Origin of the sequence: Rhodopila globiformis, assembly GCF_002937115.1 — a bacterium.
Taxonomy (GTDB): Bacteria; Pseudomonadota; Alphaproteobacteria; order Acetobacterales; family Acetobacteraceae; genus Rhodopila; species Rhodopila globiformis.
In genome coordinates, this window is sequence record NZ_NHRY01000239.1 from 37,478 (window position 1) to 56,175 (window position 18,698).

An 18,698-nucleotide genomic window follows, 5' to 3' on the forward strand; every position below is an offset into this window, starting at 1 on the left:
GATTTCGGACTGACTTCTAAACCGCATCCAGTTTGGAACCGCAGTCTGGCAGGTTCGGACTCAAAGTGCCGCAGAATCGCATTTTCTGGTAGCGAGCCGACATAGCCACGGATCCAATATTGGGCACGGTTTGGGCCTAAATTGGTCGGTCATTCCTTTGATCTGGTGAATGTTCAGCCGCGCCGTCATTATTCCGCGGTGAATGTTCAGCCGCGCCGTCATTATTCCGCCGGGACCCGGTTGTCGTTCCTTTGAAGCGGTTGCCCGACCGGGGTGACACCGATCCACCCGGCACCGAAATTCATCATCGAGGGCGAGCCGTTGGGATTCAATCCGCTGCTGATATTCACCACGCCGATTTCCACCCTTGACCCGGTCGTCGCCTCCCTCGCAGCCGACGATCACGCTGGCCGTGTCATCGCCGCGATCAATGAGGTCATCACTCAGGCATACAGGTGACAACCGCTTGACTTGGCCAACCCCACAAGGCTTGTGTGCCGCCCCTGACGAGCAGCCAGGACACGGAAAGCACATGCACGCCTATCGCACCCATACCTGTGGCGCCCTGCGCGCCGCCGACGCCAGCCAGCAGGCCCGCCTCTCGGGCTGGGTGCACGCCAAGCGCGACCATGGCGGCCTGCTGTTCATCGACCTGCGCGACCACTACGGCATCACCCAGTGCGTGTTCGCCGCCGGCTCCCCGGCCTTCACTGCCGCCGACGCGGTGCGGCCGGAAAGCGTCATCACCGTCACCGGCCAGGTGGTGCTGCGCGAGCCCGGCACCGTCAACCCCAAGCTGCCAACCGGCGAGATCGAGCTGCGGGTCGCGGACCTGGCGGTGCAGTCCACCGCCGAGGTGCTGCCGATGCAGGTCTCCGGCGACGAGAAGTTCCCCGAGGACATCCGCCTGAAATACCGCTTCATCGACCTGCGGCGCGAGAAGCTGCACCGCAACATGGTGCTGCGATCCAACGTCATCACCTCGATCCGCCGGCGGATGATCGAGCAGGGCTTCCTGGAGTACCAGACGCCGATCCTAACGGCATCCTCGCCCGAGGGCGCGCGCGACTTCCTGGTGCCGGCGCGGCTGCATCCGGGCAAGTTCTACGCCCTGCCGCAGGCGCCACAGCAGTTCAAGCAGTTGCTGATGGTCGCCGGCTTCGATCGCTATTTCCAGATCGCCCCCTGCTTCCGCGACGAGGCCTCGCGCGCCGACCGCTCGCCCGGCGAGTTCTACCAGCTCGATTTCGAGATGAGCTACGTTACCCAGGAAGACGTGTTCGCCACCATCGAGCCGGTGATCGCCGGCGTGTTCGAGGAGTTCGCCGAGGGTAGGACGGTGACCAGGCCGCCCTTCCCGCGCATCCCGTATGAGCAGGCGATGCTGGAATACGGCTCCGACAAGCCCGACCTGCGCAACCCGATCCGCATCGCCGACGTCACCGAGCAGTATGCCGGCTCCGGCTTCGGCCTGTTCGCCCGCATCGCCGCCTCGGGCGGGGTGATCCGCGCCATTCCCGCTCCCGGCGCCGGGTCGCAGCCGCGCAGCTTCTTCGACAAGCTGAACGACTGGGCCAAGGCCGAGGGCCAGGGCGGCCTGGGCTACATCGTCTATGACGCCGAAGGCCCCAAGGGGCCGATCGCCCGCAACCTGGAGCCGGACCGGGCCGAGGCGATCCGGGTGGCGTGCGGCCTGAAGGCGGGCGATGCCGTGTTCTTCGCCGGCGGCAAGAAGGACGTCGCGCCGAAGTTCGCCGGCACGGTGCGCACGCGGCTGGCCGAGGAACTCGGGCTGATGGAAACCGGCACGTTCCGCTTCTGCTGGGTCACCGACTTCCCGATGTATGAACTGAACGAGGAAACCGGCCTGATCGACTTCAGCCACAACCCGTTCAGCATGCCGCAGGGCGAGCTGGAGGCGCTGAACACCCAGGACCCGCTGACCATCAAGGCCTACCAGTACGACATCGTCTGCAACGGCATCGAGCTGTCCTCGGGCGCCATCCGCAACCACCGGCCCGACATCATGATCCGCGCCTTCGAGATCGCCGGCTACACCGCCGCCGACGTGGAAGCCCGGTTCGGCGGCATGCTGAACGCCTTCCGCTACGGCGCTCCGCCGCATGGCGGCTCGGCCCCCGGCATCGACCGCATGGTGATGCTGCTGGCCGACGAGCCGAACATCCGCGAGGTCATCCTGTTCCCGCTCAACCAGCAAGGCGAGGACCTGCTGATGGGCGCGCCGGCCGAGATCCCGCCCGCGCGGCTGAAGGAACTGTCGCTGAAGCTCGACCTGGCGCCCGCCAAGCCGAAGGTCACGGGTAGCTGAGGCGCGGGCAAACTTGCCGTTGAGCAATGGCGCGGTGGACGCGCCATCCTTAATGTTTAAACTTCGAACGCGGCGACCCTCGTTCTGCGGAGTCCTTCATGCGTTTTCACGCCGCGCTCGTAGCGCTGCTTCTGATGTCGGGATGGCTGGTTCAGCCTGCTGTTGCCGCCAATTCCCCGCCGCCTGCGGCCCCTTCAACCACCAGCGGGCTGATCGGGCATCGGGCGCTGTACACGCTGACGCTCGCCACCGCCAAGAGCACGGATGTCGTCGCCGCGCGCGGCACCATGGGCTACGAGGTGACCGACGCCTGCGACGGCTGGGCGGTGCGGCAGCGGCTGCGCATGACCGTCACCAATGCCGACGGCCAGGACATCGAGATGGCGTCGGACTACACCACCTGGGAATCCAAGGATGGCCTGAGGTTCCGCTATCACATGCGCCAGACCACCGACACCGCGGTCACCAGCCAGACCGACGGGGAGGCGTCGTTGCACAGGACCGGTGGCACCGGCGAGGCGCACTACACCACGCCGCATGAGACCACCATCCCGCTGCCGGCCGGCACCCTGTTCCCGATGGCCCATACCGCCGCCATCATTGCCGCGGCGCGCGAGAAGAAGCACTTTCTCAGCGTGCCGCTGTTCGACGGCACGGACGAGAACGGCGCGGAGGACAGCTTCATCGTGATCCTGGACTGGAAGCCGCCGATGCAGACGAAATGGCCGGCGCTGTCGGCCCTTCCCAGCACCCGGGTGCACCTGTCGTTCTTCGACCGCAAGCCCGGCAGCGTGACGCCAACCTATGAGGTCACCATGCGCTACTGGGAGAACGGGGTCGCCGATGACATGAAGATGGATTTCGGGGACTTCGTCATGGACGCCAAGATGAAGGAGTTCGCGCCGCAGCCTCGGCGGTGCTGACCGGGCGGCGCCGGACTGCCGGCGCGCTTCCTGTGGTGCCCCCGAGTGGCGCACTGTGACGCACCAACACCTTCCATGCAAAGATGGCTTCAAAAGACCTCGAAGGTGACACTCATCGGCGCCTGCCCCTCATGCCGGAGATAGCGCACTCTGCCGTGATAGACGAACGGTGCGGCCTTGCCGCCTTCCAGCTTGCCATCGCGCACGAACAGATGCAGCGTGATGCCGAGCTTCTCATGGCCGATGATTTCCCGCCCCCGGCTGCTCGTCGGCGTTGTGGCATTCTGGCTCTGCCAGTGGAACGTCGTCTCGTCGATCCAATGATCGACATAGCGATGCGCCTCCGCCTTCCCTTGCTTGTTCAACGTCACCAGCAGGACATGCGCCTTCGGCGCCCGCAATACCACGTGGCCTGAATTCCAACTGCCAGGGTTGAATGTTTCCCCGAACAGCGGCGGGATGTCCTCGCGCATGAACGCCTGCCCCACCGCGAGGTCGAGCGGATCGACGATCGCACGGAAGCGGGCGAAGGTGCGCATCTCTCCGGTCGCTTCCAGATCGGCGTAGTCGGGATTGTTGGCCTTCAGGATGTAGCGTCCGTCGCGGGTCTTGGTGACCACCCGCAGCAGATACTGGCTGTCACCGGTCACGTCCTGCCGCTCGACCGCCATGATTTTGCCTGTGATCGACCCGGCACTCGTGGAACTGACCAGCTCCAGCAGCAGATAGTCGCCGTCTCGGATTGGCGTCTTGCCGCCGTTCATCGAATTGCCCGACGCCCGCGCAATGAAATGCCGCGCCGGGTCCAGGTTGCCGTAGCCGGGGCCAAGAGTGCGATGCTCCTCCGCGTCGGCATAGCCGGTCTTGAAGTGCCCGCAGGCGATGGGGAGATTTGGGAAATAGGCAAGCTCCACCCGGTTCGGGCGGTTGCGATACAGCGGAATGATTTCGGCCGACGCTGCCGCTTTCGGCTGGCGGGCTTCGTAGGTGGCGAGACGGTAGTCGGCGATTTCCTGCACCAGACTGGCGAGTGTATCGGCGGTCTCGGCAGGGACGGCGAAGGCCGGTACGAAGCGGTCCTCCTCCAACCTGAAGAAGCGCGGCGCGGTGCCGTCCACGAAGCCGCCAATCCAGGCGTTGACCGGATTGCCGCGCCAGTAGCGCTGCCATTGCGACGACGCGCCGTCCTCTTCGCTGGTGGCGAAGTCGTCGGAGAGATCGCCGAGCAGAGGCCGCCGCCGCTGCAACACCTCCCAGGAGCGTTGTGCCAGGTCGGCAAGCCTTGGCGCAGTGCGCCAGCCGTCGAGTTCCTGGAACGCTTCGAGCAGCACCATCTTGAACGACTTCACCAGTCGGGTCTTCTCCAGCTCGGTCAGGAACGTGGCGTGTGCCCGTGCAGTCTCCGCCTCGTCGCCGGACAGGTCTCCCATTTCGGCGACCAGCGCGAACCAGTGACCGTATTGCTGCTGCATCCGTGGCATGTTGGCGCCGGAGCGGTAGAACTCCGTCAGCGTCGGCCGCCGGCCGAGCACCGCCTTCAGTGCCTCGTAGTCCGACCTGGTGCCATCGGAATCCAACACCTTGAGGAAGTCGATCAGCCGCAGATCGAAGTTGATGAAACAGCCCGGCGGCAGCTCCAGCCGCCCCTCCTCCACTCGGCGCGCGAAGGCGGCGAGCTGGCGATAGGTGTCGCCGGCCTGCGCCAACGCCTGCGGCTTGTGCAGGAAACTGTGATGGTTGCCGATGAAGTCGAGCACCACCAGCCGTTCCTTGCCCTCGGCCCGACGCAGGCCGCGGCCGAGCTGTTGCAGGAAGAGTATTTTCGACTCGGTCGGCCGCAGCATCAGCACGGTGTCGATCGCCGGCAGGTCGACGCCTTCATTGAACAGGTCGACCGAGAAGATCACCGCCAGCCGCCCCGCCGAAAGCTGGTCCAGCGCCTCGCTTCGCCCGAGCGTGGAGCCGGCATAGACCGCCTCGGCGCTCACCCCCTGCCGGCGGAACTGATCGGCCATGAACTCGGCGTGCCTGACCGAGACGCAGAACGCCAGCGTGCGCGTCTGCCGATGGTCCCGCCACTGCGCGAGGGCGTGCCGGGCACGTGCCAGCGTGGCGAGCTTGTTGGTCAACTGCTCCGGATCGAACCGTCCGCTGCGCCAGGGGATTTCGCGGTAATCCACCGTCTCGTCCCAGATGCCGTAATAGTGGAACGGCGCCAGCAACCCAGCGGTGACGCCTTCGAACAGGGTACGGGTGAAGACGAGATTGTCGTCGCACAGGGAGAGGATGTCCGACTGGTCGGTGCGATCCGGCGTCGCGGTCAGGCCGATGAGGAAATGCGGCGCGAAGTGAGCCAGCACGCGCCGGTAAGTCGGCGCGGCAGCGTGGTGGAATTCATCGACGACGATGTAGTCGAAATGCTGCGGCGGAAAGCGTTCGAGATGCCGGTTCCGCCCAAGCGTCTGCACTGAAGCGCACAGCACGTCGACTTCCCCGTCCCGCAGCTTGCCGGTGTAGAAGCCGACGCGGCTGTGCGGGCGGATGCGCAGGAACGTCGCCGCCGCCTGATGCAGGATTTCCTCCCGGTGCGCGATGAACAGCACGCGCCGTGCGGCGATCTGCTCGGCGTCGAAGGCGGCCAGCCACGTCTTGCCGAGGCCCGTGGCCAGCACGACCAGGCCGCGCCGGTAGCCCTGCGCACGGGTCGCCGCGAGAGCGTTGAGCGCGTCTGCCTGGATGGGGGAAGGCTCGGGCGGTGGGTCAAGCTCATTCGTTCCGGGGGCGATGGCGCGCGCCGGCGGTACGCGACGGCGCTCATAGGCTTCGATCCAGGCATCGGTGAGCAGGCAGGTCCGGCGATCATGGAACAGGTCCTCGAAGCGGGCACGCGCCTCCAGGAAGCCAGGGTCACCCGGATATTCGATGCGGTAATTCCACTCCAATCCATCGGTCAGCGCCATGCGGCTGATATTGCTGGAGCCGATGAACGCCGTGCCGCGCCATTCGCCTTGCTCGTCGATCCCGGCAAACAGGTAAGCCTTCAGGTGGAAGCTGCCGGTCCCAGCCTCGAAGACGCGAACATGCGCGCCCTTCTCTTGCAGAAGGAGCAGCAGGCGCAAGGCATCCGGGTCGGTGACATCGAGATAATCGCTGGTCAGCACGCGCAATCGCGCCGGCGGCCGCGTGCGCTGCTCATCGTGGCCGAGGGCTGCGTGGAGATCGTCGATCAGCAAGCGGAGCCCGGTGGTCTTGATGAAGGCAACCGCGAAGTCGATCTCGCCGGCCTGCGCCATGGCGGCGGAAAGCTGCGGCCGGAACGGGTTGGCCTGTTCGCCGGTGACCACTTTGTCGGCCGCAGCCGGATTGCGCCGGATGATGGCGTTGAGCCAGGCCTCCTGCCGATCCGGCCGCGCATCCTGGGTCGTCCAGCACGCGATGGCGGCAATATCCGGGAGAGCCTGGAGCCAGGTGCGCAGCCGTTCCTCGGTGGCATCGGTGAAATGGCGGCCGTCCTTGATCCTTTCGCCGTCGCCGAGCTTGAAACTGAGATAGAACGCTCCGGCCGGCTTCAGCGCCGCCCACAATCGCGCAAGGCAATCCGGAATCGCCACCTCGGGCAGGTGCAGCAGACTGGCGCAAGCCCAGATGCCGTCGAACATCGGCGGCCGGTGGAAGTCCTCGAAGCGCAGCACCGCGACGGCCTGGCCGATCAACGCGGACGCCCGCGCGGCGAGTTCAGTCGAGGCATCGAACGCCTGGACGCGATAGCCGCGGCCTATGAAGGCTTTCGCATCCCGTCCGGAGCCACACCCGGCATCCAGCACCAGGCCACCATGGGGAACCCAGGCAAGGAACCGGTCGTGCAGCGGCGTCATGTCGACGCCGACCGTGCCGGCGACAAACACATCTGCGTTCTGGTCGTAGTAGCGGAGAGTCTCGCCGGCAGCCGTTGACATGCCGCAATCTTATCAGTTTGCACGCATGTCGATAGCGTCCCGGATATGCGCTGTCTTCTCCTCCAGACCAGTACCTGTGTCCACCGGAGCAGGGCATGCCTGTTCACGTCCGAAGAAGGCGCACACTGGACCTGACCGCTGAAGCCGCCAAGACCGACCTGTCCTGGCGGCATCGGGCGATGTTCGTGCTTACCGAGGCGACATGGTATGTCGCTTCGGCCGCGCCAGGAGCCGCCTCACGATGGATCCGAGCTTGAAGGCCAGCTTTGCATCCACGGATCCCGGGCCTCGGAAACATTCGCCAGGAAACCAGGACGATGCATCAAGGAAATGCCGGGCGCTGGGTTCTTTACCGATCCGCCTCGTCCGTCGTCGTCGGCTCCTGCTCGGCGTGATGCGCCGTCTCAGCGCCATGACGATCAGAAGTTGGCATGCCGGTCGGCCTGTCGCCGTCCTTCTGCTGCAACGGAGCCGGCGGCTCGGCTCCGGTCACGCCGGAATTGGCCGGCGGATCACTGGCCGGGAAAGTATCTTCCAGGTTCTTGTCCTGGTCGCGATCCGAACGCTCGCGGGTCATGGCAATCCCTTTCATCCGGCGCGGATGCCGGTCGTGCCTGAACGCCACACGGCGGCCAGAGTTCACGCGCACACGACACCGCCGGTGAGGCCCGGACCTGCCAGGCTGGCCGCATGAGCGATCGCATCCGTCCCCGCATGCTGACTCCATCCTCCAACACCACGCCCGCGCCGGCCAGCACCGCCATGGTCGCCGGCCCGCAATTCCGTTCCGCAAGGATCGCCCGGTTGACCGCTCCCAACCGAGCGGGACATACCGGCGCGCAGAGTGCAGACGACTGTTTCCCGATAGCTTATGATCCGAGGGGTTCTCCGCCAAAGAACCGGGCAGCGTTGCCGCCAGTGGTGCAGAAGACAAGATGGCGTTGATTTTGCTTTGCCTTGTGCTGTCGTGGCTGGCTGTTCTGGCGCTGCTGTTCTCCGGCGGTGCCAGACCGTCAACAGCGCCGATGCGGCAGGCAGGCCCGGAGGGCAACGACAACGCCGATGATCACCGGCTGGTTTCCCGGCTGCGGAGCCATAGGCTGCTGATGGCGTACCTGTTCTGGAAGGCGGCCAGGCGCGGCAACAGGCCGCCGTGCCTTGCCGACGTCCAATGGCAGGGCGCACTGGATGATCCACACATGTTCACCGTCGCCGTCGAAAATCCGGACCTGCAGCCGCCCCGTTTTCGCTATACCCGGATCGGCTCCGCGCTCGAACAGCGGCTCGGCCGCGGGCTTGCCGGCCTGCCGACTGGCGCGCATCCAGGCAACGACTATGTCGGGTCGCTGGAAGGCGCCTATCGCAGATGTGCCCGGACTTTGACGCCCAGCTATGAATACGCGAACTACAATTTCGGCGACGGCGCTCCGATAACCTTCGAGCGCCTGATCCTGCCTCTCGCCGGCATGAACGGACGCATCACCCATTTGATCGGCGTCGTGCTGTTCAGCGAGCAGGAGAAAAGGCCCAATGGAAGCGAAGGCTCCTGATTTCCACGACCCCGCTCTCGCATCGATCGTCGAGACGCTGCCGCCCGCCGTCGTGGATGCGCTTCCGTATGGGGCCATCCGGCTGGACCGGGAAGGGCGGGTCACATTTTACAGCGAAACGGAGCGCCGGTTGTCCGGCTACGACCAGCCGACGGTCGCGCGGTCGTTCTTCACCGAGATTGCCCCGTGCATGGACAACGCCCAGTTCCGCGGGCGGATCGACAAGGCTCTGGCGGCGGGGACGCTCGACATCACCTTCAGCTTCGTCGGGGACTTCAACGATCCGGACAGGGAACTGGATGTGCGGGTGCAGTCTGCCGCGGGCGGAGGATGCTGGATCTTTCTGCGCCGGCTATAGCACCGCGACGGCTCCGCTCCCGCCGCAACCGCGGCATGCCCCGCCGCTCCGGTCACACGCCTGCGCCGCACCTGATTCGTGGGGACAGTGCGCGAGAACCGGATGGATCAGTGGATCGTCACGGACTCCGGGCGAGCGGTGCCGGCGCAAAACGCCGGTTGGCGGCAAATGACGTCGAGGACGTCCCGCAGCGACGCATAGATCCCGATCTCGGTTATTTCGTCCCAGTGCACCTGGTCCAGACGGAAGCCATAGCCTTCCCGGTTGACCACGAAGCTTGGGCCATTCAGATCCTCGCCCCCGTCCGGCAGCAGGATCAGGTTCGCCTCATCCGCGCAGAAACCCTGCAACTCCACGGTCCATCCAGGCGCGACCTCGGTCATCACCGACTGGAAAAAGGCCTGGTCCGCCATGCCGAGCGGCGGTGGCGGCACGGCGACGGCCGGTTCCTGGCTGGTCTGGTCGCTCGATCTCTTGTAATACATTGCAATCTCCGGATGTGCGCTGGAGTCGCGCCCAAGCCAAATCGAGAAGTGCATTCTTGTTGCACACGGAGCAAACAAAGAAAAGTATCTTTTGTCGATTTTCGGATCAAAAATGCGACCAGCCGCCCCATGACCCCTCACCGCCGCATCGACCGGGCCGCCACAGCCGATCGGCGGGCGAGGGTGAGAATGGCGTTGCGCGACAGGACGTCATCGGGCCAGCCCGTGCGCTTGCAGCCGCGTTCCGCCTCCGCTACCGCCGCCAGCGCAGCGGTCAGGTTCGCCGTGGACCACAGCCCCAACGAGCGGCCGAACGCTCCGACCTTCTGGTAGAACACCGGCGGACGGACGGCCTTCGTCGCGTCCGACGCGGTCAGGCCCTGCTCCTCCATCGCCAGCCGGGCCCGGTGCAGCTTCTGTAGATGCAGCAGCGCCGCGCGCAGCACCTGCACCGGCGCCGCGCCCTCCGCGACCGCCAGTTCCAGCGCCCGGTCGGTGGTGGCGACGTCGCCGGTGGTCGCGGCGAACAGCGCGTCGTCCAGCGACAGCCCCGCCAGGTCGCCCACGCAGGTCAGCGCGGCATCGAGATCGACGGTGTTGCCCGGTCCCACATACAGCGCCAGCTTCTCCAGTTCCGCCCGGGTCGAGACCCGGTCGGCGCCAAGCTGCTGCGACAGCCAGGACAGCGCATCGGGCGTGACGCCGGCGCCGGCCGCCTTCAGCGTCGCGCGGATGGTTTCCTCCAGCGCGCGGCCTTCCTCGGGATAGCAGCCGATGCTCGCCCCGTCCGGCGCGGCCTCGAGCAGGCTGCGCAGCTTGGAGCGCGTCGGCAACGCGCCGGCTTCCAGCACCACCAGCGCCGGAGCACTGCCCTTCAGCAGCAGGGCGACCGGATCAGCCGCGGCGTCGGAGGCATCGCGCACCCGCACCACGCGCCGCCCGCCCATCAGCGACAGGCCCGCCGCTTCATCCGGCAGGCGGCGGATATCCTCGCGCGCCAGTTCCGTGACCCGGAACGGATCGTCCAGCGATCCGGCGATGGCCCGCACCAGGGCCTCGGCCCGCTCCCGGATCATGCCGGCGTCGTCGCCGTGCAGCAGGACCACCCGGCAGGTCCCCGGATCGCGCAGGAACGCCTGGAGCCGCGCGGGCGGCAGCTTCATCCCGCCTTGGCCGCCTGCTGCGCGGCCTGCCGGCGGAACCAGATGCCAAGCTGCATCGCGATCTGATCGGCGATGTTCTCGGCAATCCGCTTCTGCACCGATTCCGTTTCCAGGTCCGCGGCGAAATACTGCGCATCGATGATGTTGAAGCCGTCGATCGAGCGCGCCGATCCCGACGCCAGCCTGGTGCGCGCGGCATCGTGGGCGAACAACGTCCAGGTCGCGTTCCCGGTCAGCCGTACCCGGGTGGCGATGGTGTCGGACAGGATGCCGATGCCTTCGCCGCCGATGCCGAAGCTGACCCGTAGGTCGTAGCGGGGAGGGATTCCCGAGTCGCTGCCGAAGCGCTCCTGCAACGCCTGCCGCAGTTCCTGGCCGGGGCGCTCCGGGATGTTGCTGACGAAAACGGTTTGCAATCCACGTGCGGCCGCGCCGGTCTTACCCGAGGCCGTCGGCATGTAGACCGGCTGGAAGCCGCAGCCACCCAGGGCGGCAACGGCACCAAGGCAAAACCAGCGGCGACCAGGCATGGCGGTTACCATAGCGGTTACCCTGCGAGTACGTAGTTGACGATGCGGTTCGGCACGTGCACGCGCTTGACGATGCGCTTGCCCTCCAGCGCCTTGGCGACGTTGGCGTCGGCCTCGGCCGCGGCGAACACCACCTCGGCGGCCGCGTTCGGCGCGACCTCGACGGTGCCGCGCAGCTTGCCCATCACCTGCACCGCGATGGTGACGCTTTCCGCCACCAGCAGCGCCGGATCGGCCTCCGGCCAGGGCAGTTGCGCGACCAGCTTGTCGGCCACCGGATACAGGCGGGCGTACACGTCCTCGGCCAAATGCGGCATCATCGGGCTGCCGAGGCGGGCCAGCATTTCCACCGCCTCGCGCCGCGCCCAGTTCAGCCCGGGTTCGGCCGCGGCACGTTCGGCCTCGGTGATTGCGTTGGCCAGTTCGTACAGCCGGGCGACGGCGACGTTGAACGCGAAGCTGTCCAGCGCCTCGGTCACCGCGGCGATGCAGCGGTGGGTGGCGCGGCGGAGCGTGCGGCCGGCGGCGCCGAAGCTGTCGGGGCGGGTTTCGGCGGGCAGGCCGTCGAGCGCCTCGGCCAGGCGGAACACGCGCTGGGTGAAGCGGAATGCGCCGGCGGCGCCGGACTCGGTCCACTCCATGTCCCGCTCGGGCGGGTTGTCGGACAGGATGAACCAGCGGGCGGTGTCGGCGCCGTAGCGGGCGATGATGGCGCCGGGGTCGATGGTGTTGCGCTTCGACTTGCTCATCGCCTCGACGCGGCCGACGACGACGGGCTGGTCGGTGCCGCGGCGGACCGCGGTGCCGTCCGGGCGCTTCTCCACCTCGTCGGGGTAGAGCCAGTGGCCGTCCTCGGTCCTGTAGGATTCGTGGTTCACCATGCCCTGGGTGAACAGGCCGGCGAACGGCTCCTCGACCGAGACGTGCCCGGTGTCCTTCATCGCGCGGGTGAAGAAGCGCGAATACAGCAGGTGCAGGATGGCGTGCTCGATGCCGCCGATGTACTGGTCCACCGGCATCCAGTGGTCCACGGCGTCCCGGACCAGCGGCACGCCGGCGTGCGGGCTGCAGTAGCGGGCGAAATACCAGGAGCTGTCGACGAACGTGTCGAAGGTGTCGGTTTCCCGCCGCGCCGGCTTGCCGCATGTCGGGCAATCGACGTGCTTCCAGGTCGGGTGGTGGTCCAGCGGGTTGCCGGGCTTGTCGAAGGTGACGTCGTCGGGCAGGCGGACCGGCAACTGGTCGTCCGGCACCGGGACCACGCCGCAGGACTTGCAGTGGATGACCGGGATCGGGCAGCCCCAGTAGCGCTGGCGCGAGACGCCCCAGTCGCGCAGGCGCCAGTTGGTCACGCCCTGGCCGATGCCGAGCTGTTCCAGCTTCCCGATCGCGGCGCGCTTGGCGGCATCGACGTCCAGGCCGTTCATAAAGCCGGAGTTGATGATCGTCCCCGGGCCGACATAGGCCTCTTTGCCCAGGGTGAAACTGGCCGCATCGGCGCCGGGCGGCAGCACCACCGGGGTGACGGACAGGCCGTACTTGCGGGCGAAGTCCATGTCGCGCTGGTCATGGCCCGGGCAGCCGAAGATGGCGCCGGTGCCGTATTCCATCAGCACGAAGTTGGCGATCCACACCGGATAGGTGGCGCCCTCGATGAACGGATGCTTCACCCGCAGGCCGGTGTCGAAGCCGAGCTTTTCCCCGGTCTCGATGACCGCTTCCGAGGTGCCGCGGCGGCGGCAATCGGCGACGAACGCCTCGGCATCCGGGTTCCGGCTGGCAACGGCGGCGGCGAGCGGGTGTTCCGGGGCGATAGCCAGGAACGACATGCCGTAGAGCGTGTCGGGACGGGTGGTGTAGACCTCCACCGTCTCCTGGCTGTCGGCCAGGCTGAAGGTCAGGCGGGCGCCCTCGCTGCGGCCGATCCAGTTGGCCTGCATCAGGCGGACGCGCTCGGGCCAGCGGTCGAGACTGTCCAGCGCCTCCAGCAGGTCCGGCGCATATTTGGTGATGCTGAGGAACCACTGGCTGAGCAGCTTTTTCTCCACCAGGGCGCCGGAGCGCCAGCCGCGGCCGTCGATCACCTGTTCGTTCGCCAGCACGGTGCCGTCGATCGGGTCCCAGTTGACCCAGCTTTCCTTGCGTTCGACCAGGCCGGCCTTGAGGAAGTCCAGGAACAGCTTCTGCTGGTGGCGGTAGTATTCCGGCTGGCAGGTGGCGAATTCGCGCTCCCATTCCAGCGACAGGCCCATGCGCTTGAGCTCGGCGCGCATGTTGGCGATGTTCTCATAGGTCCATTTGGCCGGATGGACGCCGCGCTCGCGGGCGGCGTTCTCGGCGGGCAGGCCGAACGCGTCCCAGCCCATGGGGTGCATCACCGAGAAGCCGCGGGCGCGCTTGTAGCGGGCGACGACATCCCCCAGCGTGTAATTGCGCACGTGCCCCATGTGGATCTTGCCGGAGGGGTAGGGGAACATCTCAAGCACATAGTATTTCGGCTTGCCGTCGGCGGGGACATCGGCGACGCGGAAGCAGCCGCGTTCGTCCCAGGCGGCCTGCCAGCGCGGTTCGGCTGCGGCGAAATCGTAGCGCGGGCCGGAGTCCGGGGCTGCAGGCTCCTGCCGTGGGGCGGCTGTACTCGTATCGTTCATAGGCGGATGTATCGTTCGCCGCGGTGCCTGTTGCAAGTGGATATAGGCCGACGAGCCGCAAAGCGGGTCGGCGTGGCACCGCTGCGATCAGGCGCGCGGAAGCCCGGCCATGGACCGATCAGCGGACCTGCCGTTCCGCCCGGTGCCGCCGGCCGGAGCAATTGCGCAGCCGCCCGAGGACCACGCGGTGCCGCCATCGGCGTGACCTATGGCGGCCGGGAGGCACCGGCACCGCCGATCGGCGGGCGCTTCGGAAGTCTTCCTGGCGTCATCCGGGCCGGGCCACATCGGCGTTGAAACGGCGGCACAGGCGGCGCCACTGCGCTGTCGTCATGGCGGTCACCATGACGCCATGGCAACGGCCGCCGTTCCCTTGAAGCCTGTGCGGCCCGGGCCGCCCATCCGTGTCCCAGTGCAGTTCGGGCCGTGCCGGCTGCCATCAACGCCCGGACCGTTCACAAAACCAATCGTTCGCCGGATGGCACTTGGCAGTCGTTCTCGCCGCATATAGATTGGCGTCGTCATGAAGAGGCATCCGGGTGATCCGGACGCCGCCAACCTGCCGACCCGGGCAAGGTGGCATCCATTTGGACATGCGGCAGGGAACAGGCGTTTCCGAGCAACGAACCGGGAAGGGTGGTCGCCCTTCCAACCGTAGGAAAGGCACACCGTGGTGACCTACTCGAATATCCGCACGCGGGCTCTGCGAGAGATGCTGGCGCAAACGTCGTTCGCCGACGCGGCGGCGCGTGATCGGATCGACGAACTGATGCGGCTTGAAGAGTGGTTGCACAAGCAACCTCATGGCATGGCAGCGAACGTCAGCCTGTTCCACATGCGGCGGCGCCATCCGGTGGAGACGGTCCGCTTTCTGTCCGAACTTCGCAATGGCATCTACATGGAGGAGCAGGCGGCCAAAGCCCATGCAGAGGCCGCGCAACAGGCGCGTGATGAGGCACATCGTCTTCTGCTCCAGGTGAATGACGCGCGGCGCGCGGAAGAGCTCGCGAGGGTGCGGGATGCCTGGCTTGCCGCGGGCGGCCGGCCGTAAGGGGCGGTCCGGGATGGTGCGTCCGCGGCAGGGACAGCGTGGTCGACGGCGCATTTCCGTTCGCACAGAGAAGAAGCCGAGGGTCATGGAGGGCCACAGGGGGCAGGGGACGCCGTGCGGGCCGGTGCGGATGGTGGCGTCGTGGCAGGCGGCTTCACCGGTCCGGCGGGGGGGGCGAGGGCCAGCGTCGCATCGTCCGGCCGTGCCGCTTGCCGTGCGCTCCGCGCGCAGCGCCATAGTGGCGGCCGACGAGGAGTCCGCCCTCATTCCGTCAGCTCTTGCGACGAGCGGCAGTCTTGTCCCGAGTGGGTCAAGGCAGCGGCAGAGTCTGGATTGGCGACCGATTTTCAACACGGAGAACGACGGAGGATCACCGAGGGCCGCGAAGGGTGTGAAAGAGTCAGCCAATCACGAACGGTATGGCCGAGTGAGCCAATGATGCGGCGCAGGCCGTACGTCAGGTGCAAGGCATAAATCGCTTCGGGCACGCCCGCCGACGCTGCGAAACGCTTTGATCGCCAACCCAGGGGTGCGGTGGGCCGATTCCCGGGTCGCCAGCAAGGTCGGGTCTCCGTGGCACTTCGTGGTCCTCCGCGTTCTCCGTGTTGAAAATCAAGTAAGAATGCGCAGGTACGAACGGTTCCGGGGAGGCACTGCCGCCGCCCACCACGGCTTCAGCCCCAGTCTCCATCCCATGCCGATGATGGCCAGGGCCAAAGGCGAAGCGCCTTCTGCCCCATCCAACGGGGGCGGCATTTCCGGCGCGCTGTAATACGGTTCCCGGGAAGCATTGTCGGTTTCGTCGCTCTTCAGGCCAACGCAGGCCGCGCCAACTATCGCGGGAAGACGGCGAGAGTTTCCCAGGTGCCGTATGATACCAACCCGCATAAGAAATCACCCATCCGCGGCCACCAAGCACTCTTCATCCGGGGTCGGAAGGCAACGTCGGTGAGTAATTCTTTATGCGGGTTGGTATGAGAGGCTGTCACCCGGCCGTACGGCGGCGGGTGCCTCGGTATCTTGGCGGCTTGGCGTCTTGGCGTTGACAGGAACCGCGCAGCCGCTCCCGGCGGTGATGGGTGCGCAACACCGGAGGCCGGTGGGGTTGATTCCACCGCTAAAGCGCCAAGACGCCAGGTTCATGGCCATCAGGCCGCCGCCTGCCGCGATCGATGGCATGATACCGTTCCCGGGAAACATCGTCGGTTTCGTCACTCTTCAGGCCAACGCTTCAGGCCAGCGCAGGCCGCGCCAACTGTCGCGGGAAGACGCCAGAGTTTCCTGGGTGCCCTATAACAGGCACTTCTCAGTGGCCCTCCACGGCCCTCAGCTTTCCTCTGTGGTTACATGTCAGGACGATCCACCCGCACGCCCGCCGTCAATGACCCTCAATCAGCTGAAACGCAGGCACAGCCCGTCCACACCGCCGACGCTCAAACCATCGGCCGCCTCTGAATGAAGGGCCACAATCAAACAGGCCATCACCAGTCAAACAGGCTCTCAACCACGCCCCCCAGGCCATACCGCACTGACATCGAACTCAATCAACTCCACCTTCGAGTTACGCTTGCGCATCGGCCGGCAGGCGATCGAGCGGAAGCCGATCCGCTCCAGCATGGCGGCATACAGCCGCTCCACCGGAAGCAGGACGCGATAGAACGTCGAATTCCCAACGATGTAATGGATCTCCGCGTCACGCGACAGCATTGTCGTGACGTTCTGCAAATGAACCCACATGTCGCCGAAATACTTCGCGATATAGTTGGCAAGGATACCGCCATTCCGGTTGCCGGCATCGGCGACAAGATCGAGGACCCGGCCGAGTTCCGCGTGCTCGAACGCCTCCGCCGGACGCTTCCAGGCCGCCAGGCGGCTCGTCGCCGTGCCCCAGGTGCCGCCAATGGCGCTCCAGTCCAGCGCGCCGGCATCGTGCCCGTTGGCGAGGAAGCCGAGCCAGTACATGTACGGCCGAAGCTCCCGGATGTACGACATGCGGTTGACATAGGGTGGCGAGGTGACGACGCGGTCGAACAGGCCGTCATACGGCAGCGGCGCGCGGGCATCGGCCAGGATGACCTCGGCCGCGCCGGGCGGGTTTTCGCCGGCGCCGTGCAGGACCAGCGCGACGGCCTCGGCAAACACCTGCCCCCGATCGCGGCCCGGCGCGGACGCCGCGGGCGGGCTGAACGACATCGACTGGTGATTGAACGCGGCATTCGACAGCGCGATCAGGGTGCGGCAGAACGCGACCAGCAGCAGAGTCCGCGGCTGGGACTGCGGCTCCGTGACGTGATCGATCGCGGCCTTCAGCAGCTGCAGGAAATCGAGTTCCTGCGGATTCCACCAGCGCTCGATACGGTGGATCGGCGGCGCCGGCACCGGCGGCAGCGCATCGCGGGCGACGAGCCGCAGGGCCCGGCCGCAGGCGTCGCGCGTGGCGGCTATCGTTGCGCCAGTATATCGGTCTGTCTTCGCCCGGCCGAACCACACCAGGAACGGATTGATATCGGTGGTAACGGCCTGGTGCCCGTGGCAGGCGGCGCTCAGCGCCGTGGTGGCCGTGCCGCAGAACGGGTCGAGGATCCGCATGGGATGGTCGCACCGGGCGATCAGTTCCTCGACGATCCTGACCGAGTAGGCCGGCGTAAGGCGCAGCCAACCGTGGCGGCCGCTCTGCGCGTTGAATTTGTGCGTATAGTCGGCCCTCTGGCGCAGGGTGGCTCTGACGGTCACGACTGGGCGGCTCCGGGGCGAGCGGGCATGGCCGAGGCCACGGGAAGACGCATCCGATCTGCCGGCCGGGATGGTAGCGGCGGGCGGATTTGAACCACCGACCAAGGGATTATGATTCCCCTGCTCTACCGCTGAGCTACGCCGCCATCCAACGGGAGGACGGCGAAATACGCGCCTGATCGCCCGGCGTCAACCGTCTCGTGCCAACGTCTGAACCCCCAGCAGCCGCACCAGGGTGCCGTCGTCCGCCTGGCCGGTAACCGCTTCCGGCCGCCAGTGCCGCTGGAATGCCCGCAGCACGCTGGACAGGGCGGGATCGAGCGCCCCCTCCGGTGCCACCTTGTAGCCGATGTCCGCCAGGGCGGCGCGCACCGGACGCAGCGTCACGGCGTCGCGAATCGCGCCGGTGGTGCCCAGGTCGATCGCGTCCGCGGGCCACAGGCCGACGCCGTTCTCGGCCAGCGCGCGCCAGTCGAACCGCTCGCCGGGATCCTGCTTGCGATCGGGGGCGACATCGCTGTGGCCGACGACGTTGCGCTGCGGGATGGCATGGCGCGCCAGGATCGACAGGCACAGGTCGCACACCGCGGCCAGCTGCAGCACCGGAAAGTCCCGGTAGCCGAACTCATGCCCGGGGTTGACGATCTCGATGCCGATGGAGCGGCCGTTCAGCGCGCTGCTGCCGCGCCAGTGGGAGACACCGGCGTGCCAGGCGCGGCGCTGTTCGGGCACCAGGCGCAGGATGGTGCCGTCCTCGTCCACCACGTAGTGCGCCGAGACCTGCGCCTGCGGGTCGCGCAGGCGGTCGATCGCCGCCCGGGCGGTCTCCATGCCGGTGTAGTGCAGGATCAGCATGTCGACCGGCTCGGCCCGCTCGTCGTGGTTCGGGCTCGGCAGGTCGACCATCGGTAGGCCGGTGGCCAGCAGGGCAGGCCGCACGGCCCGCAGCGGTGGAACCGCCCGCAACCG

At 66.8% G+C, this 18,698-nt stretch carries 14 protein-coding genes and 1 tRNA gene; 6 read left to right on the forward strand and 9 right to left on the reverse strand.

Going from position 1 to position 18,698, the window contains the following annotated elements:
• Positions 1–273 precede the first annotated feature (273 nt).
• The 3 genes from CCS01_RS23965 to CCS01_RS23975 all read left to right on the forward strand — a co-directional run bounded on the left by CCS01_RS23965 (position 274) and on the right by CCS01_RS23975 (position 3,252).
• Entirely contained in the window at positions 274–459 is a 186-nt protein-coding gene (locus CCS01_RS23965; protein WP_104521285.1) for a hypothetical protein, read from the forward strand.
• Positions 460–532: 73 nt separating this feature from the next.
• Positions 533–2,329, forward strand: coding sequence for an aspartate--tRNA ligase (aspS, locus tag CCS01_RS23970; protein WP_104521286.1), 1,797 nt, complete (start codon positions 533–535; stop codon positions 2,327–2,329).
• 98 nt (positions 2,330–2,427) lie between these two features.
• On the forward strand, positions 2,428–3,252 hold the full coding sequence (locus tag CCS01_RS23975) for a cell envelope integrity EipB family protein (protein WP_104521287.1): 825 nt from the start codon (positions 2,428–2,430) through the stop codon (positions 3,250–3,252).
• Between the two features lie 89 nt (positions 3,253–3,341).
• Here the strand turns inward: CCS01_RS23975 and CCS01_RS23980 are convergent, their stop codons facing one another.
• Together CCS01_RS23980 and CCS01_RS23985 are read right to left on the reverse strand one after the other, a co-directional pair.
• Positions 3,342–7,208, reverse strand: a complete 3,867-nt coding sequence (locus CCS01_RS23980) for a DUF3427 domain-containing protein (protein ID WP_104521288.1) — start codon at positions 7,206–7,208, stop codon at positions 3,342–3,344.
• 349 nt (positions 7,209–7,557) lie between these two features.
• Positions 7,558–7,785, reverse strand: a complete 228-nt coding sequence (locus CCS01_RS23985; RefSeq protein WP_170114665.1) for a hypothetical protein — start codon at positions 7,783–7,785, stop codon at positions 7,558–7,560.
• Positions 7,786–8,314: 529 nt separating this feature from the next.
• On the opposite strand from CCS01_RS23985, the gene CCS01_RS23990 reads away from it, so the two are divergent.
• Together CCS01_RS23990 and CCS01_RS23995 are read left to right on the forward strand one after the other, a co-directional pair.
• On the forward strand, positions 8,315–8,758 hold the full coding sequence (locus CCS01_RS23990; RefSeq protein WP_146101933.1) for a PAS domain-containing protein: 444 nt from the start codon (positions 8,315–8,317) through the stop codon (positions 8,756–8,758).
• Positions 8,739–9,116: a PAS domain-containing protein gene (locus CCS01_RS23995; RefSeq protein WP_104521291.1), complete on the forward strand. Its 378-nt coding sequence runs from the start codon at positions 8,739–8,741 to the stop codon at positions 9,114–9,116. Before CCS01_RS23990 ends, CCS01_RS23995 begins: the two co-directional genes overlap by 20 nt.
• Before the next feature lie 107 nt (positions 9,117–9,223).
• Here CCS01_RS23995 and CCS01_RS24000 read toward each other — a convergent pair whose 3' ends face one another.
• From CCS01_RS24000 to leuS, 4 genes are all read right to left on the reverse strand, one after another.
• Positions 9,224–9,601, reverse strand: coding sequence for a hypothetical protein (locus CCS01_RS24000; protein ID WP_104521292.1), 378 nt, complete (start codon positions 9,599–9,601; stop codon positions 9,224–9,226).
• Positions 9,602–9,738: 137 nt separating this feature from the next.
• Positions 9,739–10,764 (reverse strand): DNA polymerase III subunit delta, encoded by a 1,026-nt coding sequence (holA, locus tag CCS01_RS24005; protein WP_104521293.1) that lies wholly within the window; start codon positions 10,762–10,764, stop codon positions 9,739–9,741.
• On the reverse strand, positions 10,761–11,294 hold the full coding sequence (gene lptE / locus CCS01_RS24010) for an LPS assembly lipoprotein LptE (protein WP_158258570.1): 534 nt from the start codon (positions 11,292–11,294) through the stop codon (positions 10,761–10,763). Before lptE ends, holA begins: the two co-directional genes overlap by 4 nt.
• 17 nt (positions 11,295–11,311) lie before the next feature.
• On the reverse strand, positions 11,312–13,945 hold the full coding sequence (gene leuS / locus CCS01_RS24015; protein ID WP_104521295.1) for a leucine--tRNA ligase: 2,634 nt from the start codon (positions 13,943–13,945) through the stop codon (positions 11,312–11,314).
• Between the two features lie 670 nt (positions 13,946–14,615).
• Here leuS and CCS01_RS24020 point away from each other — a divergent pair.
• Positions 14,616–14,996, forward strand: a complete 381-nt coding sequence (locus CCS01_RS24020) for a hypothetical protein (protein WP_104521296.1) — start codon at positions 14,616–14,618, stop codon at positions 14,994–14,996.
• Positions 14,997–16,496: 1,500 nt separating this feature from the next.
• Here the strand turns inward: CCS01_RS24020 and CCS01_RS24025 are convergent.
• From CCS01_RS24025 to CCS01_RS24035, 3 genes are all read right to left on the reverse strand, one after another.
• Complete coding sequence (locus CCS01_RS24025) at positions 16,497–17,729, reverse strand: TRM11 family methyltransferase (RefSeq protein WP_204848414.1); 1,233 nt, start codon at positions 17,727–17,729, stop codon at positions 16,497–16,499.
• A gap of 71 nt (positions 17,730–17,800) precedes the next feature.
• A tRNA-Met gene (locus CCS01_RS24030) sits at positions 17,801–17,875 on the reverse strand.
• A 43-nt stretch (positions 17,876–17,918) separates the two neighbouring features.
• Positions 17,919–18,635, reverse strand: coding sequence for an N-acetylmuramoyl-L-alanine amidase (locus tag CCS01_RS24035; protein ID WP_104521314.1), 717 nt, complete (start codon positions 18,633–18,635; stop codon positions 17,919–17,921).
• Between the last annotated feature and the right edge of the window lie 63 nt (positions 18,636–18,698).